Annotated in this window: 23 protein-coding genes; 7 read left to right on the top strand and 16 right to left on the bottom strand. The window is 69.8% G+C overall.

The window, feature by feature from the left end; genetic code table 11:
* The 5 genes from ACLL9L_RS18135 to ACLL9L_RS18115 form a co-directional block, all read right to left on the bottom strand.
* Positions 1-387: ATP-binding cassette domain-containing protein (locus ACLL9L_RS18135; protein ID WP_411286050.1), on the bottom strand; the 387-nt coding region annotated here is incomplete at its 3' end.
* Positions 387-1,334 carry an amino acid ABC transporter permease gene (locus ACLL9L_RS18130; RefSeq protein WP_411286049.1) on the bottom strand — a complete coding sequence of 316 codons (948 nt, stop codon included), beginning with the start codon at positions 1,332-1,334 and terminating at the stop codon, positions 387-389. The genes ACLL9L_RS18130 and ACLL9L_RS18135, both read right to left, overlap by 1 nt.
* Positions 1,334-2,236, bottom strand: a complete 903-nt coding sequence (locus ACLL9L_RS18125; RefSeq protein ID WP_411286048.1) for an ABC transporter substrate-binding protein — start codon at positions 2,234-2,236, stop codon at positions 1,334-1,336. The genes ACLL9L_RS18130 and ACLL9L_RS18125 overlap by 1 nt, the downstream gene beginning before the upstream one ends.
* Before the next feature lie 135 nt (positions 2,237-2,371).
* Complete coding sequence (paaI, locus tag ACLL9L_RS18120) at positions 2,372-2,818, bottom strand: hydroxyphenylacetyl-CoA thioesterase PaaI (protein WP_411286047.1); 447 nt, start codon at positions 2,816-2,818, stop codon at positions 2,372-2,374.
* The gene (locus tag ACLL9L_RS18115) at positions 2,815-4,050 is read right to left on the bottom strand and encodes a 3-hydroxyacyl-CoA dehydrogenase NAD-binding domain-containing protein (protein ID WP_411286046.1); all 1,236 of its coding nucleotides are present in this window, start codon (positions 4,048-4,050) and stop codon (positions 2,815-2,817) included. The genes paaI and ACLL9L_RS18115 overlap by 4 nt, the downstream gene beginning before the upstream one ends.
* A 15-nt stretch (positions 4,051-4,065) precedes the next feature.
* Between ACLL9L_RS18115 and ACLL9L_RS18110 the strand changes: the two genes are divergently transcribed.
* Positions 4,066-4,620 carry a dihydrofolate reductase family protein gene (locus tag ACLL9L_RS18110; protein WP_411286045.1) on the top strand — a complete coding sequence of 185 codons (555 nt, stop codon included), beginning with the start codon at positions 4,066-4,068 and terminating at the stop codon, positions 4,618-4,620.
* Positions 4,621-4,665: 45 nt separating this feature from the next.
* Here ACLL9L_RS18110 and ACLL9L_RS18105 read toward each other — a convergent pair whose 3' ends face one another.
* A complete protein-coding gene (locus tag ACLL9L_RS18105; RefSeq protein WP_411286044.1) occupies positions 4,666-4,893 on the bottom strand; it encodes a response regulator transcription factor in 228 nt (75 codons plus the stop codon).
* A 35-nt stretch (positions 4,894-4,928) separates the two neighbouring features.
* On the opposite strand from ACLL9L_RS18105, the gene ACLL9L_RS18100 reads away from it, so the two are divergent.
* Positions 4,929-5,132 carry a hypothetical protein gene (locus tag ACLL9L_RS18100; protein ID WP_411286043.1) on the top strand — a complete coding sequence of 68 codons (204 nt, stop codon included), beginning with the start codon at positions 4,929-4,931 and terminating at the stop codon, positions 5,130-5,132.
* Positions 5,133-5,152: 20 nt separating this feature from the next.
* On the opposite strand, the gene ACLL9L_RS18095 is transcribed toward ACLL9L_RS18100, so the two are convergent.
* Positions 5,153-6,160 carry a magnesium transporter CorA family protein gene (locus tag ACLL9L_RS18095; RefSeq protein ID WP_411286042.1) on the bottom strand — a complete coding sequence of 336 codons (1,008 nt, stop codon included), beginning with the start codon at positions 6,158-6,160 and terminating at the stop codon, positions 5,153-5,155.
* 52 nt (positions 6,161-6,212) lie between these two features.
* Here ACLL9L_RS18095 and paaN point away from each other — a divergent pair, with 52 nt between their 5' ends.
* Positions 6,213-7,925 carry a phenylacetic acid degradation protein PaaN gene (paaN, locus tag ACLL9L_RS18090; protein ID WP_411286041.1) on the top strand — a complete coding sequence of 571 codons (1,713 nt, stop codon included), beginning with the start codon at positions 6,213-6,215 and terminating at the stop codon, positions 7,923-7,925.
* 13 nt (positions 7,926-7,938) lie between these two features.
* On the opposite strand, the gene ACLL9L_RS18085 is transcribed toward paaN, so the two are convergent.
* The 8 genes from ACLL9L_RS18085 to ACLL9L_RS18050 all read right to left on the bottom strand — a co-directional run bounded on the left by ACLL9L_RS18085 (position 7,939) and on the right by ACLL9L_RS18050 (position 17,353).
* Positions 7,939-9,339 carry a GH1 family beta-glucosidase gene (locus ACLL9L_RS18085; RefSeq protein ID WP_411286040.1) on the bottom strand — a complete coding sequence of 467 codons (1,401 nt, stop codon included), beginning with the start codon at positions 9,337-9,339 and terminating at the stop codon, positions 7,939-7,941.
* A gap of 42 nt (positions 9,340-9,381) precedes the next feature.
* The gene (locus tag ACLL9L_RS18080; RefSeq protein ID WP_411286039.1) at positions 9,382-11,859 is read right to left on the bottom strand and encodes a glycoside hydrolase family 2 protein; all 2,478 of its coding nucleotides are present in this window, start codon (positions 11,857-11,859) and stop codon (positions 9,382-9,384) included.
* A complete protein-coding gene (locus ACLL9L_RS18075) occupies positions 11,856-12,695 on the bottom strand; it encodes a carbohydrate ABC transporter permease (protein ID WP_411286038.1) in 840 nt (279 codons plus the stop codon). Before ACLL9L_RS18075 ends, ACLL9L_RS18080 begins: the two co-directional genes overlap by 4 nt.
* Entirely contained in the window at positions 12,688-13,683 is a 996-nt protein-coding gene (locus tag ACLL9L_RS18070) for a carbohydrate ABC transporter permease (RefSeq protein ID WP_411286037.1), read from the bottom strand. Before ACLL9L_RS18070 ends, ACLL9L_RS18075 begins: the two co-directional genes overlap by 8 nt.
* Before the next feature lie 73 nt (positions 13,684-13,756).
* A complete protein-coding gene (locus ACLL9L_RS18065) occupies positions 13,757-15,085 on the bottom strand; it encodes an extracellular solute-binding protein (RefSeq protein ID WP_411286036.1) in 1,329 nt (442 codons plus the stop codon).
* A 153-nt stretch (positions 15,086-15,238) separates the two neighbouring features.
* Positions 15,239-16,273 carry a LacI family DNA-binding transcriptional regulator gene (locus ACLL9L_RS18060; RefSeq protein ID WP_411286035.1) on the bottom strand — a complete coding sequence of 345 codons (1,035 nt, stop codon included), beginning with the start codon at positions 16,271-16,273 and terminating at the stop codon, positions 15,239-15,241.
* Positions 16,274-16,332: 59 nt separating this feature from the next.
* A complete protein-coding gene (locus ACLL9L_RS18055; protein ID WP_411286053.1) occupies positions 16,333-16,950 on the bottom strand; it encodes an L-threonylcarbamoyladenylate synthase in 618 nt (205 codons plus the stop codon).
* 1 nt (position 16,951) lies between these two features.
* Entirely contained in the window at positions 16,952-17,353 is a 402-nt protein-coding gene (locus tag ACLL9L_RS18050) for a phage holin family protein (protein WP_411286034.1), read from the bottom strand.
* 99 nt (positions 17,354-17,452) lie between these two features.
* Between ACLL9L_RS18050 and hisC the strand changes: the two genes are divergently transcribed.
* Positions 17,453-18,544, top strand: a complete 1,092-nt coding sequence (gene hisC, locus ACLL9L_RS18045; protein WP_411286033.1) for a histidinol-phosphate transaminase — start codon at positions 17,453-17,455, stop codon at positions 18,542-18,544.
* Positions 18,545-18,640: 96 nt separating this feature from the next.
* On the opposite strand, the gene ACLL9L_RS18040 is transcribed toward hisC, so the two are convergent.
* Complete coding sequence (locus ACLL9L_RS18040; protein WP_411286032.1) at positions 18,641-19,630, bottom strand: type IV toxin-antitoxin system AbiEi family antitoxin domain-containing protein; 990 nt, start codon at positions 19,628-19,630, stop codon at positions 18,641-18,643.
* Between the two features lie 417 nt (positions 19,631-20,047).
* Here ACLL9L_RS18040 and pdhA point away from each other — a divergent pair, with 417 nt between their 5' ends.
* The 3 genes from pdhA to ACLL9L_RS18025 are packed head-to-tail and all read left to right on the top strand — an operon-like array spanning position 20,048 to position 23,660.
* Positions 20,048-21,145: a pyruvate dehydrogenase (acetyl-transferring) E1 component subunit alpha gene (gene pdhA, locus ACLL9L_RS18035; protein ID WP_411286052.1), complete on the top strand. Its 1,098-nt coding sequence runs from the start codon at positions 20,048-20,050 to the stop codon at positions 21,143-21,145.
* Between the two features lies 1 nt (position 21,146).
* A complete protein-coding gene (locus ACLL9L_RS18030; protein WP_411286031.1) occupies positions 21,147-22,121 on the top strand; it encodes an alpha-ketoacid dehydrogenase subunit beta in 975 nt (324 codons plus the stop codon).
* A gap of 30 nt (positions 22,122-22,151) precedes the next feature.
* A complete protein-coding gene (locus ACLL9L_RS18025; protein WP_411286030.1) occupies positions 22,152-23,660 on the top strand; it encodes a dihydrolipoamide acetyltransferase family protein in 1,509 nt (502 codons plus the stop codon).
* Positions 23,661-23,669: the final 9 nt, after the last annotated feature.

The following is a 23,669-nucleotide window of genomic DNA, read 5'->3' as shown; positions in this document are numbered from 1 at the left end:
CGCCTCGAGGACGTTCTCGGTGGCGGTCATGTGCGGGAACAGGTTGAACCGCTGGAAGCACATGCCGATGTCGCGGCGCTGGGCGGCGATCGCCTTGTCGCCCAACCGATGCAGGCGCCCGGCTCGGTCGTCGTAGCCCATCAGCACGCCGTCGACCCAGATCCGGCCGCCGTCGATCGTCTCGAGCTGGTTGATGCATCGCAGGAAGGTGGTCTTCCCCGACCCTGACGGGCCGAGGAGGCAGACGACCTCGCCGCGATGCACGTCCAGGTCGATGCCCTTGAGGACCTGGTCGCCGTGGAACGACTTCATCACGTTGACGGCGTGCACCAACGGCGGGTCCGTATGCCGTGGGGAGGGATCTCGGTGTCTCGGCTGCGTGGTCATCACGCACCTCCCATGCCCGCGGGTCGGGCGAACCGCGGGTTCTTGGGCTTCGGCTGCCCGAACCCTCGGCCGAAGTACCGCTCCAGGTAGGACTGCCCGACCATGAGGATCGAGCAGACGATGAGGTAGTACAGGGTCGCGGCCACCAGACCCGGCATGATGCGGAAGGTCTGCGAGCCGATCGAGGACGTCTGGTAGAAGAGCTCGGTGATGACCGGAAGGGCGACGAGGAGGGACGTGTCCTTGACCATGGCGATGGTCTCGTTTCCCGTGGGTGGGACGATGACCCTCATGGCTTGGGGGAGGACGATTCGGCGCATCGTCCTGCCCGAGTCCATCCCCAGCGCCTGGGCTGCCTCAGCCTGACCCTTGTCCACGGACAGGATCCCGGCTCGGGCGATCTCGGCCATGTAGGCCGCTTCGGACAGACCCAGTCCGACCATGCCGCCGAAGATCCCCCCGGTGATGTCCTTGGTGTCGAAGTGCCAGATGGTCAGGTCGTTGCTCAGGCCGAACACGCTGGCGATCTGCTCTCCGAAGGGCACCCCGATGTCCAGCCGGTTGTAGAGGTAGCCGATGCCGGTGCCGATGAGCACCAGGAGGACGTAGCGGGGGATGGCGCGGAAGAACCACGTGTAGCCGAACGACACCCAGCGCAGGACGGGGTTGTCGGACAGGCGCATGACGGCGACCACGACGCCGAACGTGACGCCGATGGCCATCGCGCCGGCGGTGCCCAGGAGCGTCCCCTTGTAGAGACCCTCGAGGACTCGCTGCTGTTGCATGATCTCGAGGGCGAAGGGGAAGTCCCACTTGGCGTTGGTCACAAAGGAGCTGACGATCATCGCCACGACGACCGTCAGCGCGGCGATGGCGACCCAGCGCCAGGGATGCCGGACCGGCCGGGCCTGGATGAGGCCCGGCCGCTCCGGCGATCGCTCGGTCATCAGGGGTTGACGGCGAAGGTCGTGACAGCACCGCTCTCGTTGCCCCACTTGGCGAGGGCCTTCTTGTATTCACCTGAGGTGTTGAGCGCCGTGAGGGCATCGCCAATGGCCTTGGCGAAGTCGGTCTGGTCCTTGGCAACGACGATCCCGTAGGGGGCTGCGTCGTAGATCTGGCCGGCAGCCTCGAGCTGACCGTTCGTCTGCTTGACGGCGTAGAGGCCGACGGGGGAGTCGGCGAGCATGGCGTCCGCCTTGCCGGAGATGACGGCGGTGGTGACCTTCCCCTGGTCCTCGTCGACGACGGGGTTGATGGCTGGCTTGCCGGCGTCCGTGCACTTCTTGCTGCGGGCCGGGAGGTCGTCGGTCTCCTGCACCGTGCCCTTCTGGACGCCGACGTTGAGGCCGCAGGCATTCTCCGGGTCGACCTTCTTCGGGTTGCCCTTTGGCGTGACCCACTGCGTTCCCGCGTTGAAGTAGCTCACCATGGTGGCCTGGGTCTTGCGGGTGTCGTTGATGGTGAAGCTCGACAGGCCGACGTCGTACTTGCCGCTGCTGACCCCGAGGATGATCGAGTCGAACTTCGCCGGCTGGTACTCGACCTTGAGGCCGAACTTCGCGGCGATGGCGTTGAAGATGTCCACGTCCATGCCGACAACCGTCTTGCCGTCGGTGTCGAGGTACTCGTTCGGCGCATATGTCGCGTCGGTGCCGACCACGATCGTGCCGGCGGACTTGATCTTCGCCGGGAGCTTGGCGACCAGGGCGGCGTCAGCGGTCTGGGTGGCCGCAGGAGCCGAGCTCGGCTTTGCTGCGTCACCACCGGAGAGGGAGCTGGAGCCGCATGCGGCCAGGGACAGGCCCACCGCTCCCACGAGGAAGATGGACAGGGGACTGCGGGTCATTCGGGGGTTTCCTCTCACCGGGGCTAGCGTGTTGAGGGTGATCCTGCCACCCCGGCGGCTCACGCGGGTGAAGCTGCCCTCAACCGTGACCTGGGCTCTGCGCGCCCCAGCTGCCGGCGGTGCCTGTTCATCGGGTCATTGACGGCGCAGGGCGCGCGACCTCCCGCGGAACTCCACGATGACCGCCCCGTCCGACTCGCGGGTCACGGTCACGTCGGTCAGCCCGCTCCGCCCGTATGCCGTCCGGCTGGCTCCCTCGGCCACGAGCACGTCACCGAGCCGGGCGGCCGCGACGAAGACGATGTCGGCGCCCGCGGCGACGGTGACCTCGCCACGGGAGTTGCAGACGAGCCCGAACGTCGAGTCGGCGAGGGTGAAGAGGAAGCCCCCGTGCGCCGTGCCGTGCCCGTTGACCATGTGCTCACCGACGGTCATCCGGACCACCGCGTGGTCGACCTCGAGGGTCACCGCCTCCATGCCGAGGTGCGCCGACGCCCTGTCGTCCGCCCACATCGCTTTGACGTGGGTGAGGTCGGCCTCGCCCGTCGGCGCGTGCTCGCCGCCGGCGGGGTTGTCCCTCATACGGTGGCCGAGAGGGCCGGGCTGGGGCGGTAGCGGCCACCGGGGAACGCCGCATCGAGCTCGACGAGCTGTGCGTGGATCACGTCGTGGCCGATCTCCCGACCCCAGGCGATCGGGCCACGGGGGTAGTTCGTCCCCAGGGTCATGGCCAGGTCGACGTCGGCGGCGCTGGCCTCGCCGCGGTGGACGAGGTCGAGCGCCTCGTTGACGAGCATCGCCACCGTCCGGGCCACCGGGTCGGTCGTGATCGGCCCGCCCACCAGCTCGGCCATGCGCCCCTCGTCAGGCGAGGCGTCCTGCGGGCCGGCGCCCCCGGCATACCGGTAGATGCCCTCGCCGCTCTTGCGGCCGAGGTGACCGTCGGCCACGAGCCGCTGCTGGAGGGCGGTCGGGGCGTAGCGCTCGTCGCGGCCGGTCTGTTCCCAGACGCTGGTGCCGACCGCGAGGTTGACGTCCTGGCCGATGAAGTCGGTGAGCTCGAGCGGCCCCATCCGGAAGCCGGCTTCGCGCAGGCACGCGTCGAGGGTGGCGGCATCGGCGACGCCGGCCTCGAGCATCCGCTGGGCCTCCCCGTAGAAGGGGCGCGCGACGCGGTTGACGATGAACCCCGGGGTGGAGGAGCAGTGCACGGGCGTCTTCCCCCAGGCCCGCATCAGGCTGGTGACGTGATCGAGCACCGGTCGCGCGCTGGCGTCACTGTGGATGATCTCGACGAGCCGCATCACGGTCGGCGGGTTGAAGAAGTGCAGGCCGATCACGCGTTCGGGGTCATGGACGGCCGAGGCGATCGCGCCGATGTCGAGGCTGGAGGTGTTGCTCGCGAGGACCGTCGTCGGGGCCTGCAGGGCGGCCAGCTCTGCGAAGAGGCGGCGCTTGACCTCGAGGTCCTCCCTGATCGCCTCGATGACCAGGCCGCACTCGGGCAGGTCCTCGAGGCGGCTCTCGACGTGGACGCGAGCGAGCGCGTCGGCTGCCGCGTCGCGCGAGATCCGCCCCCGGTCCGTGGCCTGGCCCAGCGATGACGCGATCCGGGCGAGGGCGGCCGATGCTGCCCCATCGACCACGTCGACGAGGTGCGCCTCGTGGCCTGCCGCGGCAGCGAGCTGGGCGATGCCTGACCCCATCGACCCCGCACCGATGACCGCGACGTGTCCGATGGCCTCCATGACCGACATCCTGCCCCAGTCGAGCGACGCGTCGACATCCTGCGGGTCTCGCCGTGATGTGGACACCGTACACTTGTCGCCATGCTGATCTACTCGGCGATCACCTCGCTCGACGGATACGTCGCGGCAGCGGACGGCGGTTTCGAGTGGGCCGCTCCGGACGAGGAGGTCCATGCGTTCGTCAACGACCTCGAGCGCCCGGTCGGCACCTATCTCTACGGCCGGCGGATGTATGAGGTGATGCGCTTCTGGGAGACGGCGAGCGCCGGCGCTGACCAGTCGCCGGTCACCGTGGACTACGCCCGGATCTGGCAGGCCGCTGACAAGGTCGTCTACTCGAGGACATTGAAGGCCGCATCCACCACGAGGACGAGGATCGAGCGAGACCTCGACCCGGATGCGGTCAGGCAGCTCACGGCGTCGGCGGACCAGGACCTCTCCATAGGTGGTCCGGAGCTGGCCGGCCAGGCTATCGAGGCGGGGCTGGTCGACGAGCTGCGGCTCGTCCTCGTCCCCGTCGTCGTGGGGGGCGGCAGGAGGTCCCTTCCCGAGCACGTCCGGGTGGAGCTCGAGCTGCTGGACGAGCGCCGGTTCAGCAGCGGTGTGGTCTACCTGCGCTACCGCGTCAGGCGCTGACGAGATGCGCAGACCCGTGGGCGGCATACGGCCTCCGCGTGGGGCTCAGCGCGCCTCGAAGGGACGGTCGCCGACCGAGACCACGCCACTCTCGTCGGAGTAGATCACCGCCTGCACCCGGTCGCGCAGACCGAGCGTCATCAGCACCCGGGCCACGTGTGTCTTGACCGTCGTCTCCGAGACGACGAGCTGCGGGGCGATCTCCGCGTCGGACAGGGCTCGGCCCAGCAGCGCGAGGATCCCCCGCTCTCGAGGCGCTGCGGCCCTCGTCATCGCCGCGAGGTCGGCGCTGCCCCTGGTGGCTGAAGGTGGCGTCGGCCATCGCCGGAGTCGGCGGTCTGTTCGCCGGGTTCTTCTTCCCGGTGTTCCTGTTCTGGCTGTCGGCCGTCGTGCTCGGGGTGCGCAAGATCACGGCACGAGCGCGCGCAGCGGCGTGCCGGCAGCCCAGCCCGTCCGGGCCGGACCCGTCTCAGCAGCGCACGCAGGTCAGCGGCGTGCGCTGCCGCGGGTGAGCAACATCGAAGACGGCCGGCTACAGCCAGCCGCGGCGCTTGAACACGGCATACAGGCCGGCGGCGAGGGCGACGATGATCACCGAGGTGGCGATCAGGCCGGAGGTCTGCTGGAAGCCCGGATAGGGCACGTTCTGCCCGAACCAGCCCGTCACCGCCGTCGGCACGGCGATGATCGCGGCCCAGCCGGTCAGCTTCTTCATGACGTTGTTGAGCCTGGCGTCCTGCAGCGACAGGTTGGTCTCGAAGACCGTGGTCACCATGTCCCGCAACGACTCCGTCCACTCGGATGCCCGGAGGACGTGGTCGTAGAGGTCGGAGTACCAGCCGTCCAGCTCGTTGCCGCCTGTCCGGTGCTCGGTGCGGTGCCGCAGGATCGCGTTGACCACCTCGCGCATCGGCAGCACGACGCGGCGCAGCTCGACCAGCTCCTTGCGCACCCGGTAGGTGTCGCGCTGGGTCTGCCTCGTGCGGGCCTGCTCGTCGAACAGCTCGTCCTCGAGGGCCTCGATGGCGTCGTCGAGCTGTTGGATCGTCTCGAAGTGGCCGTCGACGACGACGTCGAGCAGGCCGTGGAGCAGGGCGGACGGCCCGAGCTCGAGGAGGTCGGAGTTCTCGTCCCAGCGCGCCACGACCTCGTCGATGTCGAAGTCGTCCTTGCGGCGGACCGTCACCATCCCCCGGGGCAGGACGAACGCCGACACCCGCGAGGTCCGCAGGCGGGAGTCGAGGCCGGGTGGGCCGCCGCCGGTCTCCATCCGGGTCGCGTATGCCGTGACGAAGGTGTGCGTCTTGTGCCGCGTCGCCTTGGGCCGCTCTCCATGGGCCACCGCGTCCTCGACGGCGTGCCGGTCGAGGCAGAGCTCCTGGGCCAGCGCGGAGAGCCGGTCGTGGTCGGGCTCGCAGAGGTCCACCCAGACCAGGGCGCCCTCGTCGTCGAGCAGCTCGGACAGCTCGTCGAGCGGGAAGTCCTCCCGGTCGAGCTTGCCGCCGCGCCAGAGCCGGGTCCGCACACCGTTCGTCGTCACGAGGGGCAGTCTGCCCCTTCGGGCTGGACCGGCGCGCGGATACCATCACCGGGTGACCACCGAGGCAACGACGTCCACCACCCACCCGCTCGCGACGCAGCACGCGCAGGTCCTCGAGGAGGTCCGCAGCGCCCTGGCCTCCCGGCGCTGGTTCTCGCGCTATCCCGATTCCCCCTCGCCGCGGGTCTACGGGGAGACGGCGGCGGCCGACGGCCTCGCGGCATACGAGGCGCACCTCGGCACGGCGTATGCCGGGCTGCAGGGTCAGCCGGGCACTGCCACCTTCGTCGGGTCGGAGGTCTCGCCCTACGGCCCGACGCTGGCGGTGGAGTATCCGCGGCTCGACGTCGACGCGGCGCTGGTCGCCGCGCATGCCGCCATGCCGGCCTGGCGTGACGCAGGGCCTCAGGTGCGGGCGGCGGTCTGCGTCGGGATCGTCGACGGGATCAACCGGCGCTCCTTCGAGATCGCCAACGCCGTCATGCACACGTCCGGCCAGCCCTTCGTCATGTCGTTCCAGGCCGGCGGCCCGCACGCGCAGGACCGCGCCCTCGAGGCGATCGCGGCGGGTCTGGTCGAGCAGGAGCGGGTGCCGGCGTCGGTCGTGTGGGAGAAGCCGGCCAAGGACGCCCCGATCCGGATGCGCAAGGACTACCGGGTCGTGCCGCGGGGGATCGCCCTGGTGATCGGCTGCAACACCTTCCCGACGTGGAACGCCTATCCCGGTCTCTTCGCCTCGCTCGTCACCGGCAACCCGGTGATCGTCAAGCCGCACCCGCGGGCCGTGCTGCCGCTGGCCATCACCGTCGAGATCGCCCGAAAGGTGTTGACCGACAACGGTTTCGATGCCGCACTCGTGCAGCTCGCCGCGGAGGCCGACGATGAGGGCTCGGCCAAGGACCTCGTCGAGCGTCCCGAGATCGCGATCGTCGACTACACGGGGGGGTCCGGCTTCGGGGAGTGGCTCGAGCGGGAGGGCGCGGCGCTCGGCACGCTGGTCTACACCGAGAAGGCCGGCGTCAACACGATCGTCATCGACTCGACGGACAACCTGCGCGGGGTGCTCGGCAACCTCGCCTTCTCGCTCACGCTCTACTCCGGGCAGATGTGCACCACGCCGCAGAACCTCTACGTCCCGGCAGGCGGCATCGAGACGGACGAGGGCCACCTGTCGTTCGACGAGTTCGGCTCCCGGCTCGGGGCGGCCATCAGCCGGCTCACCGGTGACGACGCGAAGGCCGTCGAGCTGCTCGGGGCGACGGTCAACCCGCAGGTGCGGGCCAACGCCGGTGCTCTCGCGGCGCTGGCGGCGGACTCGGGCGGCACGGTGGTCCTCGACTCACGCGCGGTGACCCACCCGGCATACCCCGACGCCGTCGTGAGGGCGCCCGGTCTCGTGGCGCTCGACGTCTCGCGCGAGGACATCTACACGCAGGAGTGCTTCGGGCCGGTGAGCTTCCTCATCGAGACGGCGTCGACCGAGCAGTCGCTGGCACAGTTCGCGCACACGGTGCGCGAGCACGGGGCGATGACGGCCGCGGTCTACTCGACGTCGGAGGAGGTTCTCGACGCCGCGCGTGACGCCGCAGCCGACGCGGGGGTCTCGCTGTCCGAGAACCTGACCGGGTCGGTCTTCGTCAACCAGACGGCGGCCTTCTCGGACTACCACGGCACGGGGGCCAACCCCGCGGCCAACGCGGCCTACGTCGACGCCGCGTTCGTGGCGAACCGGTTCCGGGTCGTGACGAGCCGCCGCCACGTCTGACCTGTCCGGAATCTCAGGCGCTGGCGCGGATGACCTGTGCATAGAGCTTCGCGGAGTCCTTGAGGGTGCGCTCCTGCGTGTCGTAGTCGACCCTGATGATCCCGAAGCGGCGTTCATAGCCCCATGCCCACTCGAAGTTGTCGAGCAGGGACCAGAGCTGGTAGCCGCGCACGTCGGCGCCGGCGTCGATCGCGTCCTTGACGGCCTGCAGGTGGGTCCTGACGTAGTCCACCCGCAGGTCGTCACGGACCTGGCCGTCGGCGTCGACGGTGTCCTCGAACGCGGCGCCGTTCTCGGTGACCATGAGCGGCAGGCCGGGGTGGGCCGCCGACGTCCGGACAAGGAGCTCGGTGAGCCCGGCCGGGTCGACGAGCCACCCCATCGCCGTGCGCAGTCCCGGTGGGCGGACGAAGTCGACGTCGTCGACGCCCACCCAGGCAAGGTGCTCGGACTCCTGGTGCCCGTCGTCGAGGTGGCGCTCCGACACCCCGTCCCAGCGCCTGGCGATGCTCGTCGTGTAGTAGTTGACCCCCAGCAGGTCGAGTGGCTGGTGGATGGTCTCGAGGTCGCCGTCGCGCACGAAGGACCAGTCGGTGACCGCGGCCGTGTCCGCGATGAGGTCCTCGGGGTAGGCGCCGTCGAGCTCCGGCCCGAGGAAGGCCCGGTTGCCGAGGGCGTCGAGTCGCCGGACGATGTCGAGATCGTCCTCGGAGGCCGGGTCCGCGGGGTGGATGACGTGCAGGTTGTGGGTGACGGACACCGTGGCGGAGGGCAGCTCGGCCCTGATCGCCTGGATGGCCAGGCCGTGCGCCAGGTTGAGATGGTGCACGGCAGCGAGCGCGTCGGCCCCGTCGGTCCGCCCGGGTGCGTGGACCCCGGAGGCGTAGCCGAGGTAGGCCGAGCACCACGGCTCGTTGAGCGTCGTCCAGACGTGGACCCGGTCGCCGAGGGTCTCGGCGACCCGGGCGGCGTACGGGGCGAAGGCCTGGGCCGTCGCCCGGTTGGCCCAACCGCCCCGGTCCTCCAGCTCCTGCGGGAGGTCCCAGTGGTAGAGCGTGGCGATCGGCCGGATGTCGTGGTCGAGCAGCTCGTCGACCAGGGACGAGTAGAAGTCGATCCCTTTCTGGTTGAACGCCCCCGAGCCTCCCGGCTGGACGCGGGGCCACGCGATGGAGAACCGGTAGGACTGGAGGCCGAGCTGCGTCATCAGGGCCACGTCGTCGCGCATCCGGTGGTAGTGGTCGGCGGCCACGTCGCCGTTGTCGTCGCCGAGGACCCTGCCGGGGGTGTGCGAGAAGGTATCCCAGATGGACGGTGTGCGGCCGTCCTCCGTCACCGCGCCCTCGATCTGGTAGCTCGCGGTGGCGGCACCGAAGAGGAAGCCCTTCGGGAAGGTGAGGTTCGGGTCGGTCATGGTGGGTGGCTCCTGGTCTCGGGAGGTGGTCAGTGGGTGGGCTCAGCGGTGGACGAGCTGGTTCGTCGACCGCAGCACCTGTGGGGACAGGAAGCGCTGAGGGTCGACGGACCTGCTGCTGCGGACGTGGAAGGTGTGGCTCTCCCCGGCCAGGAGCGTGAGGAGCATGTCGTCGGCGACCGCGTCCGGGTCGACCTTGTCGACGAGCAGGCAGACGTCGCGCTGCAGCGCGTCGGCCGTGACGTGGACGGCATACCCGTCCGGGGTCCGCTCGGCCGCGCTCGTCTTCCACGCGTCGACCAGGCCCAGCCGTCGGTCCTCGTCGAAGAACCACAGCGCCCGCTCGTCGCCGAGCCGGGCGACGACGAGCTCGTCGCGCGGGTCGGTCCCGTCAAGGAGGGCAGCGGCCAGCGGGACGAGGGTGGTGCTGCGCGCTGGGGTCGCGACCGGCAGCGTCGTGACGGCGCGCTCGACGCCGTCGAACGTGACCCGTCGCACCCTGGCGTGGCCCACCCAGGGGGCGTCCGTGTCGTTGCACCCAGCCAGCGCGAGGCCTCCGTCGCGGGGCTGGATGGTCAGCAACCGGTCGGCGTTGACCCGGCGCAGGGCATACCAGAGCGGCTTGCGGCGGCCGTCACCGTCGACGGCCGCCCAGGACGTCACGGGCCAGCAGTCGTTGAGCTGCCACACGATCGAGCCGCTGCAGACGGGCTGCCACGACCGGAAGTGCTCGATGCCGAAGGTCACCGCCCGGGCCTGCTGCACGGACATGGCCCAGTGCCAGTCCTCGACGTCCGCGGGGAGCTCGAGGTGCGGGGCGATGCCGCGGCTGAGCTTGGCGTCGCCGTCCTCGGCCTTCTGGTGACTGAGCATCCCCGGCGAGCGCGGCGTGAGGGGGTGGTCGTGGACGGCGCGCGTGAGGGTCGCCCAGGTCGGCGGACCCTGGTAGCCGAACTCGGCGACGAAGCGGGGGACGGAGGACCGGTATGCCGTGTAGTCGAGCTGGTTCCACACGTCCCAGAGGTGCGTGGTCCCGTGGGACGGGTCGTTCGGATGGCGGCGCTCGTCGAACGACCACGGGCTGCCCGGGGAGTAGGGCCGGGTCGGGTCGAGCTCGGCGACCAGGCGCGGCAGGACGTCGAGGTAGTAACCGCGGCCCCAGGTCAGGTCGCCGAGCTGGTCCGCCCAGTGCCAGTCCACGTGGCCCCAGAGGTTCTCGTTGTTGCCGTTCCAGAGGACGAGGCTGGCGTGCGAGCTCAGCCGGGTGATGGCCCCGGTCGCCTCGGCGATGATCTCGTCGGCGAGCGGGGACTCCTCGGCGTAGGCGGCACAGGCGAAGAGGAAGTCCTGCCAGACGAGGACGCCCTGCTCGTCGCAGAGGTCGTAGAAGTCCTCGGACTCGTAGATCCCGCCGCCCCAGACCCGCAGGAGGTTCATCCCCGCGTCGACGGCGTCGGTGATCCGTCGCCCGTAGCGGGCCCGGTCCACCCGGCTCGGGAAGCAGTCGTCGGGGATCCAGTTGGCGCCCTTGACGAGGATCGGCCTGCCGTTGACGACGAGGGTGAACGGGGTGCCGTGCTCGTCCGGTGTCGTGTCGAGGGTGACAGTGCGGAAGCCGATCCGCCGTTCCTGCCGCTCGAGCTCCTCCTCGCCGCGAAGGGGGGTGACGTGGAGGAGGGTGACGACGAGGTCGTGCAGCGGCTGGTCACCGTGGCCGCGCGGCCACCAGAGGTCGACGTCGGGGACCTCGAGGGTGGCGACGGCGTGGCTGCCGAGGACGGCGACGTCGGCCGATGTCCCGTTGAGCTCCACCCGGAGGCGGAGAGGGACCTCAGCGTGAGCAACAGGGGTGCCGGCGGCGCTCGAGGCGTGGACGACGTCGGCGTGGACCTCCACGCGGCCCGTGCCGTCGGCGACGGTGACCAGGGTCCGGACGTCACCCAACCGGGCCGTGTGCCAGCGGTGGACGTGGACCGCTCGCCAGATGCCCGCCGTGACGAGGTCCGGCCCCCAGTCCCAGCCGAAGTTGCAGGCCATCTTGCGGATCGCGTTGTAGGGGTGGGCGTTGACGTGGTTCCGCGGCCCCTGCTCGGTGCTCGCCGCCTCGGCCGCGTCGAGCTGGGCGGCGAAGTCGACGGTGAGCTCGTGGCCCCCGCCATGCAGGAGCGAGGTGACGTCGAAGCGGTGGGTCCGGTGCATGTTGCGGGGCGATCCGAGGACCTGCCCGTCGAACGTGACGGAGCAGACGGTGTCGAGCCCGTCGAAGACGAGCTCCACCCGCTCACCCGGGGCCGCCGGCGACTCGTTGACGCTCGTCGCGTAGCGCCACGACGAGCGCCCGATCCAGGCGAGGGCGGCCTCGTGCTCGTCGAGGTAGGGGTCGGGGATCACCCCGGCGCCCAGGAGGTCCGTGTGGACGCACCCCGGCACCGCCGCCGCGACGGCCACGCCGAGCAGCCCGGCCGGTGCGGCCCCGCCGGTGGCCCGGAGGGTCCATGACGCGGGGAGCGGCGTCCTCACTTGACCGCTCCCGCGGTGACCCCGGCGACGAAGTGCTTCTGGGCCAGCAGGAAGCCGATGACGACGGGGATGCTCACCACGAGCGACGCGGCCATGATCTGGTTCCAGTAGATGTTCGTCTGGGTGGAGTACTGCCGAAGTCCCACGGCCAGGGTCCGGTTGGCGTCCGTCGTCATCACCGAGGCGAAGAGCACCTCACCCCAGGACGTCATGAACGCATAGATCGCGACGGCGATGACGCCCGGTCGAGCCGCCGGGAGGACGACCCGCCACAAGGCGCCCATCGGTCCGCAGCCGTCGACCATGGCCGCCTCGTCGAGCTCGCGGGGGATGGTGTCGAAGTAGCCGACGAGCATCCAGATGGAGAACGGCAGGGAGAAGGTCAGGTAGGTGATGATCAGGCCGGTGCGCGAGCCCACGAGCTGGATCCCTGTCGAGGAGTTGATGTTGACGAAGATGAGGAACAGCGGCAGCAGGAAGAGCACGCCGGGGAACATCTGGGTCGACAGGACGGTCGTCGTGAAGACGGAACGTCCGCGGAAGCTGAACCTCGAGACGGCGAAGGCCGCCAGGATGGCGAGGAGCACGCTTGCCGCGGTGGCGACGGTGGCCACGATGATGCTGTTGACGAAGTAGCGCGCCAGCGGGACCGTTGACCACATGTCGACGAACGGCGCCACCGTCGGGCTCGTCGGCCACCACGTGAAGCTGTTCTGGACGTCGCGCAGTGGTTTGAGCGAGGACGTCGCCATCGCATAGAGCGGGATGACCGTGAAGACGCCGAGCACGGCGAGGACGACGCCCCGGTAGACCTTGAAACCTCGCGTGTTACGCACGACGGGACCTCCTGTTCGTGGTGACGAGATAGACCGCGGTGACGACCAGGAGGAAGAGCAGGAGCAGGACCGACATCGCCGCCCCGCTGCCGAAGTTCCAGGTGAGGAACGATGCGTTGTAGATGTGGAACGAGATGAGGTCGCCCGCGGGCGGCTGGGCCGTGCCGAAGAGGACGTAGGGCGTGTTGAAGTCGCTGAAGGTCCAGAGGAAGAGGACGAGGACGAGGACGAGGTTGACCGGGCGCAGGGACGGCAGGGTGATGTGTCGCCACTGGCGCAGGTTGTTGGCCCCATCGACCGCCGCGGCCTCGTAGAGGTCGGTGGGAATGCTCTGGAGACCGGCCATGAGGGTGAGGAACGCGAACGGCCAGAGGCGCCACACCGCGACCGTGACGACCGAGGCGAAGGCGTTGCTGCCGATGAGCCAGAACGGCCGGTCGGTCATGGCGCCAAGGTTGTCGACGAGGACGTTGTTCACCAGCCCCGTGTCGCGCTGAAGCATGAAGTTCCACGTGAGGATGCCGGCGTAGGCGGGTAGGGCGTAGGGCACGAGGAACACCGTCCGCACGAGGCCGCGCCCCCGGAAGGGCTGCTGCAGCGCGACGGCCGCGGCCATCCCGAGGACCCAGGCGGAGAGGACGGCGAGCAGGGAGAACGCGAGGGTCACGAGGAAGGACGTCAGCAGTCCGCGCCCGATGCTCGAGTCGACGTCGATGGCGACCGCGTAGTTGCCCAGCCCGGCATAGGGTGCCTCGGACCAGTTGGAGATGAAGAACTTCGTCAGCTTGACGAAGCTCATCCAGATACCGACGAGCATCGGCACGATGTGGATCAACAGCTCCATCAGGACTGCTGGGGCGAGGAGCAGGTAGGGCAGATAGCGGGGCCGTCGGTTCGATGGCCGTCGTCCCCGGACCCGGGTGGTGCGCCTGGCCACCACGGTGCGCTCCGGCGTGGCGATGGAGGGTCTGACAGTGGGAGCCGACACGGCATACCCCTTCACGCTTGGGCTGGTGGCCCGGCTCGGCGAGGAGCCGGACCACCGGCTGTGGTCAGGGTGGTCAGCCGACGGCCGCCGTCACCTGGTCCTGGGCGTCCTTGAGTGCGGTCTTGACCTCGCCGGCGCTCACCGTGCCGCCGGTGGCGATCTTGGCGAACAGGCCGTTCATCGCCTTGCCGACCGTGCTCTCGAACTGGTCCTCGGCGGGCACGAGCGGGAGCGGCTTGGACTGGTTGGCGTAGATGTCCTGGAACGTCTTGGCCTCCTCCGCGTTGTCCGTGAAGACCGGGGTCGCGTTGTTCAGGACCGGCAGCGACGAGAATGGTTTGCCGAGTGAGGTCTGGGTCGCCTCGGAGGTCATGAACTTGACGAACTGCAGCGCCGCGTCCTTGTTCTTCGTGTTCTTGAAGATCGACAGGTTGATGCCGGCGATGAACGTCGCGATCTTCTGGCCGCCCGCCGGGGCGGGGAACGGCACGACGCCGTACTCGTCGCTCTTCATGCCGTTGGACACGATCGAGTTGTCGGCGTTGTTCTGGTTGAGGATCATCGCGACCTTCTTCGTCGCGAAGTCGTTGACCGCCTTGGTGCCGTTGTCGTACTGCGCGTTCGAGGTGTTGACGACCTTGTCCTTCTGCATGAGGTCGAGGTAGCGCAGGACGCCCTGGACGTTCGGGTCAGTGGTGAAGGTCGGCTTGCCGTCCGTGTCGAACCACTGGCCGCCGTTCTGTGAGCCGTTGATGAAGGCGAAGTGGACGTTCTCGGTGTAGCTCCCGGCGGCGAGCGAGAAGCCGTAGGTGCCCTTGGCGGGGTCGGTGAGCTTCTGGGCGGCCGAGACCATCTCCTCCCACGTCTTCGGGGGGTTGAGGCCGGCGGTCTTGAACATCGCCTTGTTGTAGTAGAGGCCGTAGGCGAGCCCGTAGAGCGGCACCGACGTGACGTCCTGCCCGGCGGCGCCCCCGGTGTCGAGGGCAGGCTTGACGAACTTGTCCTTGCCGCCGATGGCCTTCATGGCCGCCTCGTCGTAGGGCATGAACGCCTTGGTGGCCTGCAGGGACGCGGCCCAGGTGTTGCCGATGTTGAGGACGTCGGGGCCGGAGCCGGACGTGATCGCGGTCTGGATCCGGGTCTGCAGGTCGTTCCAGCCGATCACCTCGAGATTGACCTTGATGCCCGTCGCCGTGGTGAACTTCTCCAACTCGGGTGCGAGCACCTGCTTGTCGTTGTCGAGGCTGGTGCCCTGGTTGCTGGCCCAGTAGGTGATGGTGGTGCCCGCACCTGCGGTGGCACCGCCCGCGGTGGTCCCGCTGCCTCCGCTGCTGCTGCACGCGGCGGCGCCGAGGGCGAGAGCGGGGACCGTCAGCGCGGCCATGAGTGAACGCAGTCTCACGTCAGACTCCCTTGTCCGATGAGGCCTCCGCGCGGGGTGGGTGTCCTGCTGGTGGTGTCGGAGGCAGGTGTCCCCAGTATGAACCTAACCGGTTAAGGAAGGGAACCTAACCGGTTAAGTTCGTGACCAAGTCGTGACCTCGCTGGTCCGCCATCAGGACGACGCCGGACCCGTCGAGTCACGCACGAGGAGGGTCCCGACGGGCGACAGCCGGTGTGGCTCGGTGTCGCCCCCGATGAGCCGGAAGAGCAGGTCGGTCGCGAGCCGCGCCTTCTCCATCAGCCCGTGGTCCATCGCCGTCAGGCGGGGTCGCGCGACCTCGCAGAGGACGGAGTCGTCCCACGCGATGATCGACAGCGCCCCGGGGACGTCGATAGCGAGCTCACCGGCCGTCCGCAGCGCCGCCGTGGCCATGATGTCGTTCCCGACGATGAGCGCCGTCGGCCGGGACCGGGCCGGCAGCGTGAGCAGGTGCCGGGTGCGCTCGGCCCCGGACTCGTAGCCGTAGCTGCCCTCGACGTGCCGCATCCGCATCCCCCGGCGCCTGCCCTCCCGGGTCAGGAGGTCGGCCCGCACTCGTTCGTGGATGTAGCTCATCGGCCCACTGATGTGCGCGATCCGCCGGTGTCCGAACGCGTTCAGGTGATCGAGCAGGACGGTCACGGTCTCGAGCTCCGGGGTGATCAGCCGACCGATGTGGTCGTCGAGGTCGCGCGAGGTGACCATCACACACGGCATACCCATGGACACCAGCAGCGGGATGCGGGGGTCGTCGTCGAGCTCGTCGTAGAGGATGAACCCGTCGACGCGCCGCTGGCGTGCCCACCGGCGGTACACGTCGATGTCCTCACCGTTCTCACCCGTGAGCCGCAGCAGCAGCGAACCGTCGGCCTCGTTGAGGTACTGCTCGACGCCGAAGAGGGTCCGCATGTAGAAGCCCTCGGCCGTGATGACCTTGGGGTCACGAGCGATGACGATGCCGATCGTCCCCGACCGGGATGCCGCCAGGGCGACGGCGGCGGAGCTCGGGTGGAAGCTCAGCTCGTCGGCGAGCTCCAGCACCCGTTGCCGGGTCTCGGCACTGACGCCCGGCCGGCCGTTGAGTGCGTAGGAGACCGACGCCTTGGAGATGTCCAGGCGCCGGGCGATGTCACTGATGGTGACCCGCTCCGGTCGCGTGCTGCTCACGAGGTGATCCTTCCAGACGCGAGGAGTCCCCTCGACGCCGCAGCGCGGGTCGTTCACCGCTACTCGAAGGCGGTCGGGTCCCCTGCGCCGTGGCGGGTGATCTCGGGGTAGCCGTCCGAGTAGTCGACGACCGTCGTCGGCTCGTTGCCGCACTCACCGTCGATGACGGCGTCGATCTGGTGGTCGAGCGCCTCCTTGACCTGCCAGCCGTCGGTCATCGGCGTCTCCTCGCCGGGCAGGATCAGCGAGCTGGTGAGCAACGGCTCTCCCAGCTCCTCCAGGAGCGCCCGGACGACCGCGTGGTCGGGGATCCGCACGCCCACCGTCTTCTTCTTCGGGTGGAGCAGCCGCTTGGGCACCTCCTTGGTCGCGGGGAGGATGAAGGTGTAGCTGCCGGGGGTGGCCGCCTTGATGGCCCGGAAGACCGCGTTGTCGATGTGGACCAGCTGACCGAGCTGGGCGAAGTCGCGGCACACGAGCGTGTAGTGGTGGCGCTCGTCGAGCCGCCGGATCGTCGCGATCCGTTCCTTGCCCTCGGCGTTGCCCAGGGCGCACCCGAGGGCGTAGCCGGAGTCGGTGGGGTAGGCGATCAGCCCACCGTCACGCAGCATCGCCACGACCTGCGCGATCGCCCGCGGGTTGGGGTCCTTGGGGTGGACGTCGAAGAAGCGGGCCACGTCAGCGCCTGCGGTTGCCGTCGGGGATGAGGACATGCAGGACCATCGAGACGACGGTGATGACGAGGGCGCCCAGGACGGCGTCCCAGAAGAAGTGGTCGACGTGGAACGCGAGGCCGAGCCGGCCCGAGAGCCAGGACGTCAGCTGGAGCATGAGCGCGTTGATGACCAGCGTGAACAGTCCGAGCGTGAGGAGGATGAACGGCAGCGAGAGGAGCTTCACGACCGGCCTGATGATCGCGTTGACCAGGCCGAAGACGATCGCGACGAGCAGCACCGTCGTGAACGTGCCGGTCCACTCGGCGCCCCTCCCGAAGGTGATGCCGGTGACGACGAAGGCCGCCAGCCACAGCGCGAGGCCGTTGACGACGGTCTTGAGGACGAAGTCCTTGAGGACACCCATGTCGTCATCGTGCCACGACCACGAGCAGGTATGCCGTGACTCCCGCGGACCGCCCGGGTCACCCGCCCGGGTCACCCACCCGGTCCTACAGTGGGACCCATGTCGACGCCGTCCGAGCCCGAGCAGGTCCGCCTGCGTGCCGCCCTCGACGCCCTGCCGGCATACGTGCCGGGCAGGCCGGCTGTCACGAAGCCGGGGCAGACGGCATACAAGGTCTCCAGCAACGAGAACCCCTACCCCCCGCTCGAGCGGGTGCGCGCCGTCATCGCCGAGGCAGCCGGGAACGTCAACCGCTACCCCGACCTGGCGGTGACCGCGCTGACCGCAGCCATCGCCGCGCACGTCGGCGTCGAGCCCGCCCACATCGCCACGGGCAACGGGAGCGTCGCCGTCCTCGCGCACCTCATCACCGCGATGTGCGACCCCGGCGACGAGGTGGTCTATGCCTGGCGCTCGTTCGAGGCCTACCCGATCGTCGTCGCGCTCGCGGGCGCCTCCTCGGTGCAGGTCGGGCTGGACGCGGATGACCGGCACCGCCTCGACGCGATGGCCGCCGCGGTCACCGAGCGGACCAAGGTCGCCATCGTCTGCTCCCCGAACAACCCCACCGGCACGACCGTGCACCGCCGCGAGCTCGAGCGCTTCCTCGACGCGGTGCCGGCGCACGTGCTGGTCGTCCTCGACGAGGCCTACGTCGAGTTCGTGGCGGACGTCGACGCCCCGGAGGCGATCTCGGTGTGGCGTGAGCGTCCCAACGTCATGGTGCTGCGGACGTTCTCGAAGGCCTACGGGCTGGCCGGCCTGCGGGTCGGGTATGCCGTGGCGCACGAGCGGATGGCACGGGCGCTGCGCTCGACGGCGACCCCCTTCGGGGTGAGCTCCGTCGCGCAGGCCGCGGGGATCGCGTCGCTCGCGGCCTTCGACGAGCTGCAGGAGCGGGTCGAGGCGCTCGTCGCCGAGCGGGCCCGCGTGGCCATGGCGCTGGAGGAGCAGGGCTGGAAGCTGCCGGTGAGCCAGGCCAACTTCGTGTGGTTCCCGCTCGGAGTCGACTCGAGCGACTTCAACCGGGCGTGTCAGGAGGCCGGGCTCGTGGTGCGGCAGTACGGCGACGACGGGGTGCGGGTGACGATCGCCGAGGTCGAGGCGAACGACCGGCTGATCGAGGTCGCCCAGGCCTTCGGCCCCCGCTGACGCAGCCCCCCGCTGACGCTGCCCCCCGCTGACGCAGCCCCCGCACCGATCCTGTTGACGCTGAGTCAAGGGGGTTGACGCCCCTTGCAGGCTGCGTCAACCCCCTTGACTCAGCGTCAAGAGCCCGGCCGGACCGCGCGCCCTGGCCCGGGCTATGGCGGCCCGGATCCGTCGGGCCAGGGCTGCGGGGTTGTCGAGCTCGGACCAGACGACCCGGACCACTTCGTAGCCGAGCTCACGCAGCCGGTCTTCCCGGCGCTTCTCCGCCCACAGGACCTCCTCCGGGCTGAGCCGCCGGCCCCGGGAGTCCACGGCATCGAGGGTCCTGCCGTACTTCACCTTGCCGTCGAACTCGATGGCAACCTTGACCCCATCGAGCACGAAGTCGACGAAGGCAAGGAACCCCGGGGCCACGACACGGTGCTGCGGCGTGACGGCGAGGCACATGAGGTGGAAGGCGTGGCGCAGTCGTGTCTCGCCGGGCGATGCGTGCCGGGCGTCCGCGAGCTGGAGGAACGGGCGCAGCATGGAGGTCCGCGGGTGGTGCTGGACCCACGCGAGGGCGACGTCCAGGTCCTGCGGGAGGATCAGCTTCTGGTGCAGGGCGCCGTCTGCGGCCACCAGGCTCGCCAGGGGCCCGGCCGAGATTCCGGTCTGGAGGACGGCCAACGCCGGCACGACGGTCACGGGGAACGGCTCCCCGTCGGGGACCGCCGCGACCGCCTCGGCCGGGATGCACCGCCCGAGCGAGAGACCCTTCCGGGTGCGGGGAGCGCCGGATGTCACCCGGCTGAGGCGTACCGTCTGCCAGTCGGCCCGCAACGTGGGGAGCCCGAGCAGGCAGAGCGCGCTGTGGTGCGACGCCACGGCCCGCCCCTCGTGAGAGCGGACCATGGCCCTGGTGACCAGGGCGTGCCTCTCCTCGGGGGTCTCGGGCGGGCCCACGGCATACCAACCCCGGGCCAGGCTGACGAGCTGACCCTCCCGCACGAGGCGCTCGAGGTCGGGGGCGCCCAGACCGGCGCGGCGGCCGTCCGCGACACTGAGGATGCCGTGGCGGTCGGCAACCGTCTCCAGGGTGGACATCCGCCCAGCCTGCCCCGGATGGCGCAGGTGGCGCAGAGCCCCTGTGGACAACCCGAGCCCCGGCAGGAGTCAGCTGCTCACCGTGGTCGGGCCTGCCCTCCGTGTTGACGCTGCGTCAACACTGGCGACCGGCTCTCGATCGTCCCCGGGGTGGACCGAACCGACCACATGGTGAGATCTGTCGGCGCGACGGATACATTGGGCCCGAGAGGCTCGACGGTGAGCGCCACCACACCCGGCGGCGTCCACACCACCGACGCCGAGGTCCGGTGCGGAGAACCCGTGCCACGGTTCCACGGCCCGAGGACGGGCACGGCTCGCACAGCGCCGTGCACGCGAAGAGGAGTGCCTGTGAGCGCCAACAAGGTCGTGGACCTGACCGCACCGGTCCCCGCTGTCGGGGACGGTGGCCCGGACATGATCCAGCTGCTGACCCCCGAGGGCCAGCGCGTCGAGAGTCCGGCGGCGGTCGACTACGCCGCCTACGTCGACGAGCTGACCGACGAGGACCTGCGCGGCTTCTACCGCGACCTCGTCCTCATCCGGCGCGTCGACGCCGAGGCCACCGCGCTGCAGCGCCAGGGCGAGCTCGGCATCTGGGCCTCGCTGCTCGGGCAGGAGGCCGCCCAGGTCGGGTCCGGCCGGGCCATGAAACCTCAGGACTATGCCTTCCCCACCTACCGCGAGCACGGCGTCGCCTGGTGCCGCGGGGTCGACCCGCTCAACCTCCTCGGCCTCTTCCGCGGTATCAACCACGGTGGCTGGGACCCCAACGAGAAGAACTTCCACCTCTACACGATCGTCATCGGCGCCCAGACGCTCCACGCGACCGGCTATGCCATGGGCATCCAGCACGACGGCGACGTCGGCACCGGCGACCCCGAGCGCGACACCGCGGTGATCGCCTACTTCGGCGACGGCGCCACCGCACAGGGCGACGTCAGCGAGGCGTTCACCTTCGCCGCCGTCCACAACGCGCCGGTCGTCTTCTTCTGCCAGAACAACCAGTGGGCGATCTCCGAGCCCAACGACCGCCAGACCCGCATCCCGCTCTTCCAGCGCGCCCGCGGCTTCGGCTTCCCCGGCGTGCGGGTCGACGGCAACGACGTCCTGGCCGTGTATGCCGTGACGAAGCACGCGCTCGAGGAGGCCAGGTCCGGTCAGGGCCCGTTCCTCGTCGAGGCGTGGACCTACCGGATGGGTGCCCACACCACCTCCGACGACCCGACCAAGTACCGCGTCTCCGCCGAGGTCGAGGTGTGGAAGCTGCGCGACCCGATCGAGCGGGTCAAGGCCTACCTCGCCCAGCAGGGCAAGGCTGACGCCGCGTTCTTCGAGCAGGTCGAGGCGGAGGCCGACGCGCTGGCCGTCACGGTCCGGGAGGGGTGCCTGAGCATGCCCGACCCGACGCCGGAGTCGATGTTCGACCACATCTACGTCGAGGAGCACCCGCTCGTCGAGGCGGAGCGAGCGCAGTTCACGGCATACCAGGCGAGCTTCGAGGGTGGGCACTGACATGGGCCAGATGACGATCGCCAAGGGCGTCACCAACGGTCTGCGCCGCGCCATGGAGAAGGATCCCAAGGTCATCCTCATGGGCGAGGACATCGGCAAGCTCGGCGGCGTCTTCAGGGTCACGGAGGGCCTGCAGAAGGACTTCGGCGAGGACCGGGTCATGGACACCCCGCTCGCCGAGGCCGGGATCGTCGGCACGGCGATCGGGATGGCCCTACGCGGCTACCGGCCCGTCATCGAGATCCAGTTCGACGGGTTCGTCTATCCCGCGTTCGACCACATCGTGAGCCAGGTCGCCAAGATGCACGCCCGATCGCTGGGCAAGGTGAGGCTGCCGATGGTCATCCGGATCCCCGTCGGCGGCGGCATCGGCGCGGTCGAGCACCACAGCGAGTCCAACGAGGCGTACTTCGCCCACACCGCGGGCCTGCGCGTGGTCTGCGTCTCCAACCCCGAGGACGCCTACTGGGGCATCCAGCAGGCCATCGAGACCGACGACCCGGTGATCTTCTACGAGCCCAAGCGCCGCTACTGGGACAAGGGTGAGGTCGACGAGGACGCCGCTCCCCGCAGGCTGTTCGAGGCCGCCGTCGCCCGGGAGGGCACGGACTGCACGGTCGTCGCCTACGGGCCGATGGTCAAGACGTGCCTCCAGGCCGCCGAGGCCGCGCAGGAGGAGGGCAAGAGCCTCGAGGTCATCGACCTGCGCTCGCTCAGCCCCCTCGACTACGACGCCCTGACGGCGTCGGTCGAGAAGACGGGCCGGATGGTCGTGGTCCACGAGGCCTCGACCTTCCTCGGCCTCGGCAGCGAGATTGCCGCGATCGTCTCCGAGACGTCGTTCCACCACCTCGAGGCGCCCGTCCTGCGGGTCGGCGGCTACAACCTTCCCTACCCACCGAGCCGCCTCGAGGAGGAGTTCCTCCCCGACCTCGACCGCGTCCTCGACGCCGTCGACCGCTCGCTCTCCTTCTGACTGACGTTCTGAGACAAGGGATTCCACGACATGAGTGTGAAGCAGTTCAAGCTCCCGGACCCCGGCGAAGGACTCACCGAGGCTGAGATCGTCACGTGGCGCGTCCGGGTCGGTGACACGGTCAAGGTCAACGACATCATCGTCGAGATCGAGACGGCCAAGTCGCTCGTCGAGCTGCCGGTGCCCTTCGCGGGCACCGTGACCGAGCTCCTCGCCTCCGAGGGCGACACCGTCGAGGTCGGCTCCGTGATCATCTCCGTCGAGGACGGCCAGGGCGCCGACGCGCCACCGGTGCCGTCCCCCACCGACGGTGGCGCGGACATCGAGGAGGGCAAGATCGGCGGACTGACGTCGACGGGCCGCACCGCCGTCCTCGTCGGTTACGGGGTCAAGCAGACCGAGGCCAAGCGCCGCCCCCGCAAGGGCGGCGGGTCGCCCGCAGACCCCGGTATGCCGCGTGCCTCGGCTCCGACGGCACCGGCGCGCCACCTGCCGGTGAAGAACCCCGACGAGTTCGTCCCGTCCCCGGCGGTCGCCGTCGACGACTACACCGCACGCAGCCCGCGGGCGAGGGTCGATGCGCCGTCGCCCCCGTCCGGGGCCGGTCGGGCGCTGGCCAAGCCACCGGTCCGCAAGTACGCCAAGGACCACGGGATCGACCTCGACCAGGTTGCCGGCTCGGGGGACAACGGGATCATCACCAGGGCCGACGTCGATGCCCACGTGACCGGGCAGGGCCCGAAGCCCGTTGCGTCGCCGGGCGACTCGGGCGACTCGGGCGACGGCACGGCATACGTCGCCCCGGTGTTCGGTGCGACAGGTGAGCGTGAGACCCGGGTGCCGGTCAAGGGCGTCCGCAGGATGACCGCCCAGGCGATGGTGCAGTCGGCCTTCACCGCGCCGCACGTGACCGAGTGGATCACCATCGACGTCACCCGCACGATGGAGCTCGTGGCCCGGCTGAAGCAGGACCGTGAGTTCCAGGACGTCAAGGTCACCCCGCTGCTGGTCCTGGCCAGGGCTCTCTGCATCGCGATCGCCCGCAACCCGGGCATGAACGCGACGTGGGACGAGCCGGCGCAGGAGATCGTGGTCAAACGCTACGTCAACCTCGGCATCGCGGCCGCGACCCCCCGGGGGCTGCTCGTCCCGAACATCAAGGACGCGGACCGGATGGACCTGCACCAGCTCGCCGAGGCCATCGGCGCGCTCACCGCGACGGCCCGGGAGGGACGCACCCAGCCTGCCGACATGGCCGGCGGCACGATGACGATCACCAACGTCGGGGTCTTCGGGGTCGACAGCGGCACGCCGATCATCAACCCCGGCGAGAGCGCGATCGTCTGCTTCGGCGCGATCCGCAAGCAGCCGTGGGTCGTCACCGACACCGACGCCAACGACGAGATCGCGGTCCGACACGTGACCCAGCTGGCGATCTCCTTCGACCACCGGCTCATCGACGGCGAGCTCGGCAGCCGGTTCCTCTCCGACGTTGCCGCGATCCTCGAGGACCCGAGTCGGGGTCTCGTCTGGGGCTGATCCCCCAGG

The organism is Lapillicoccus sp. (assembly GCF_046595215.1).
Lineage (GTDB): Bacteria > Actinomycetota > Actinomycetes > Actinomycetales > Dermatophilaceae > Lapillicoccus.
The sequence above is the reverse complement of the archived record's forward strand: the minus strand, read 5'-3'. Positions and strand labels throughout refer to the sequence as shown.

Excerpts from the sequence above, each read along its gene's own strand:
- ACLL9L_RS18130 (WP_411286049.1), bottom strand. The coding sequence starts at position 1,334 with ATGACCGAGCGATCGCCGGAGCGGCCGGGCCTCATCCAGGCCCGGCCG.
- pdhA (WP_411286052.1), top strand. The coding sequence starts at position 20,048 with ATGATCCAGCTGCTGACCCCCGAGGGCCAGCGCGTCGAGAGTCCGGCG.
- paaI (WP_411286047.1), bottom strand. The coding sequence starts at position 2,818 with ATGAGGGACAACCCCGCCGGCGGCGAGCACGCGCCGACGGGCGAGGCC.
- ACLL9L_RS18040 (WP_411286032.1), bottom strand. The coding sequence starts at position 19,630 with ATGTCCACCCTGGAGACGGTTGCCGACCGCCACGGCATCCTCAGTGTC.
- ACLL9L_RS18030 (WP_411286031.1), top strand. The coding sequence starts at position 21,147 with ATGGGCCAGATGACGATCGCCAAGGGCGTCACCAACGGTCTGCGCCGC.
- ACLL9L_RS18025 (WP_411286030.1), top strand. The coding sequence starts at position 22,152 with ATGAGTGTGAAGCAGTTCAAGCTCCCGGACCCCGGCGAAGGACTCACC.
- ACLL9L_RS18105 (WP_411286044.1), bottom strand. The coding sequence starts at position 4,893 with ATGACGAGGGCCGCAGCGCCTCGAGAGCGGGGGATCCTCGCGCTGCTG.
- ACLL9L_RS18110 (WP_411286045.1), top strand. The coding sequence starts at position 4,066 with ATGCTGATCTACTCGGCGATCACCTCGCTCGACGGATACGTCGCGGCA.
- ACLL9L_RS18085 (WP_411286040.1), bottom strand. The coding sequence starts at position 9,339 with ATGACCGACCCGAACCTCACCTTCCCGAAGGGCTTCCTCTTCGGTGCC.
- ACLL9L_RS18125 (WP_411286048.1), bottom strand. The coding sequence starts at position 2,236 with ATGACCCGCAGTCCCCTGTCCATCTTCCTCGTGGGAGCGGTGGGCCTG.
- hisC (WP_411286033.1), top strand. The coding sequence starts at position 17,453 with ATGTCGACGCCGTCCGAGCCCGAGCAGGTCCGCCTGCGTGCCGCCCTC.
- ACLL9L_RS18050 (WP_411286034.1), bottom strand. The coding sequence starts at position 17,353 with ATGGGTGTCCTCAAGGACTTCGTCCTCAAGACCGTCGTCAACGGCCTC.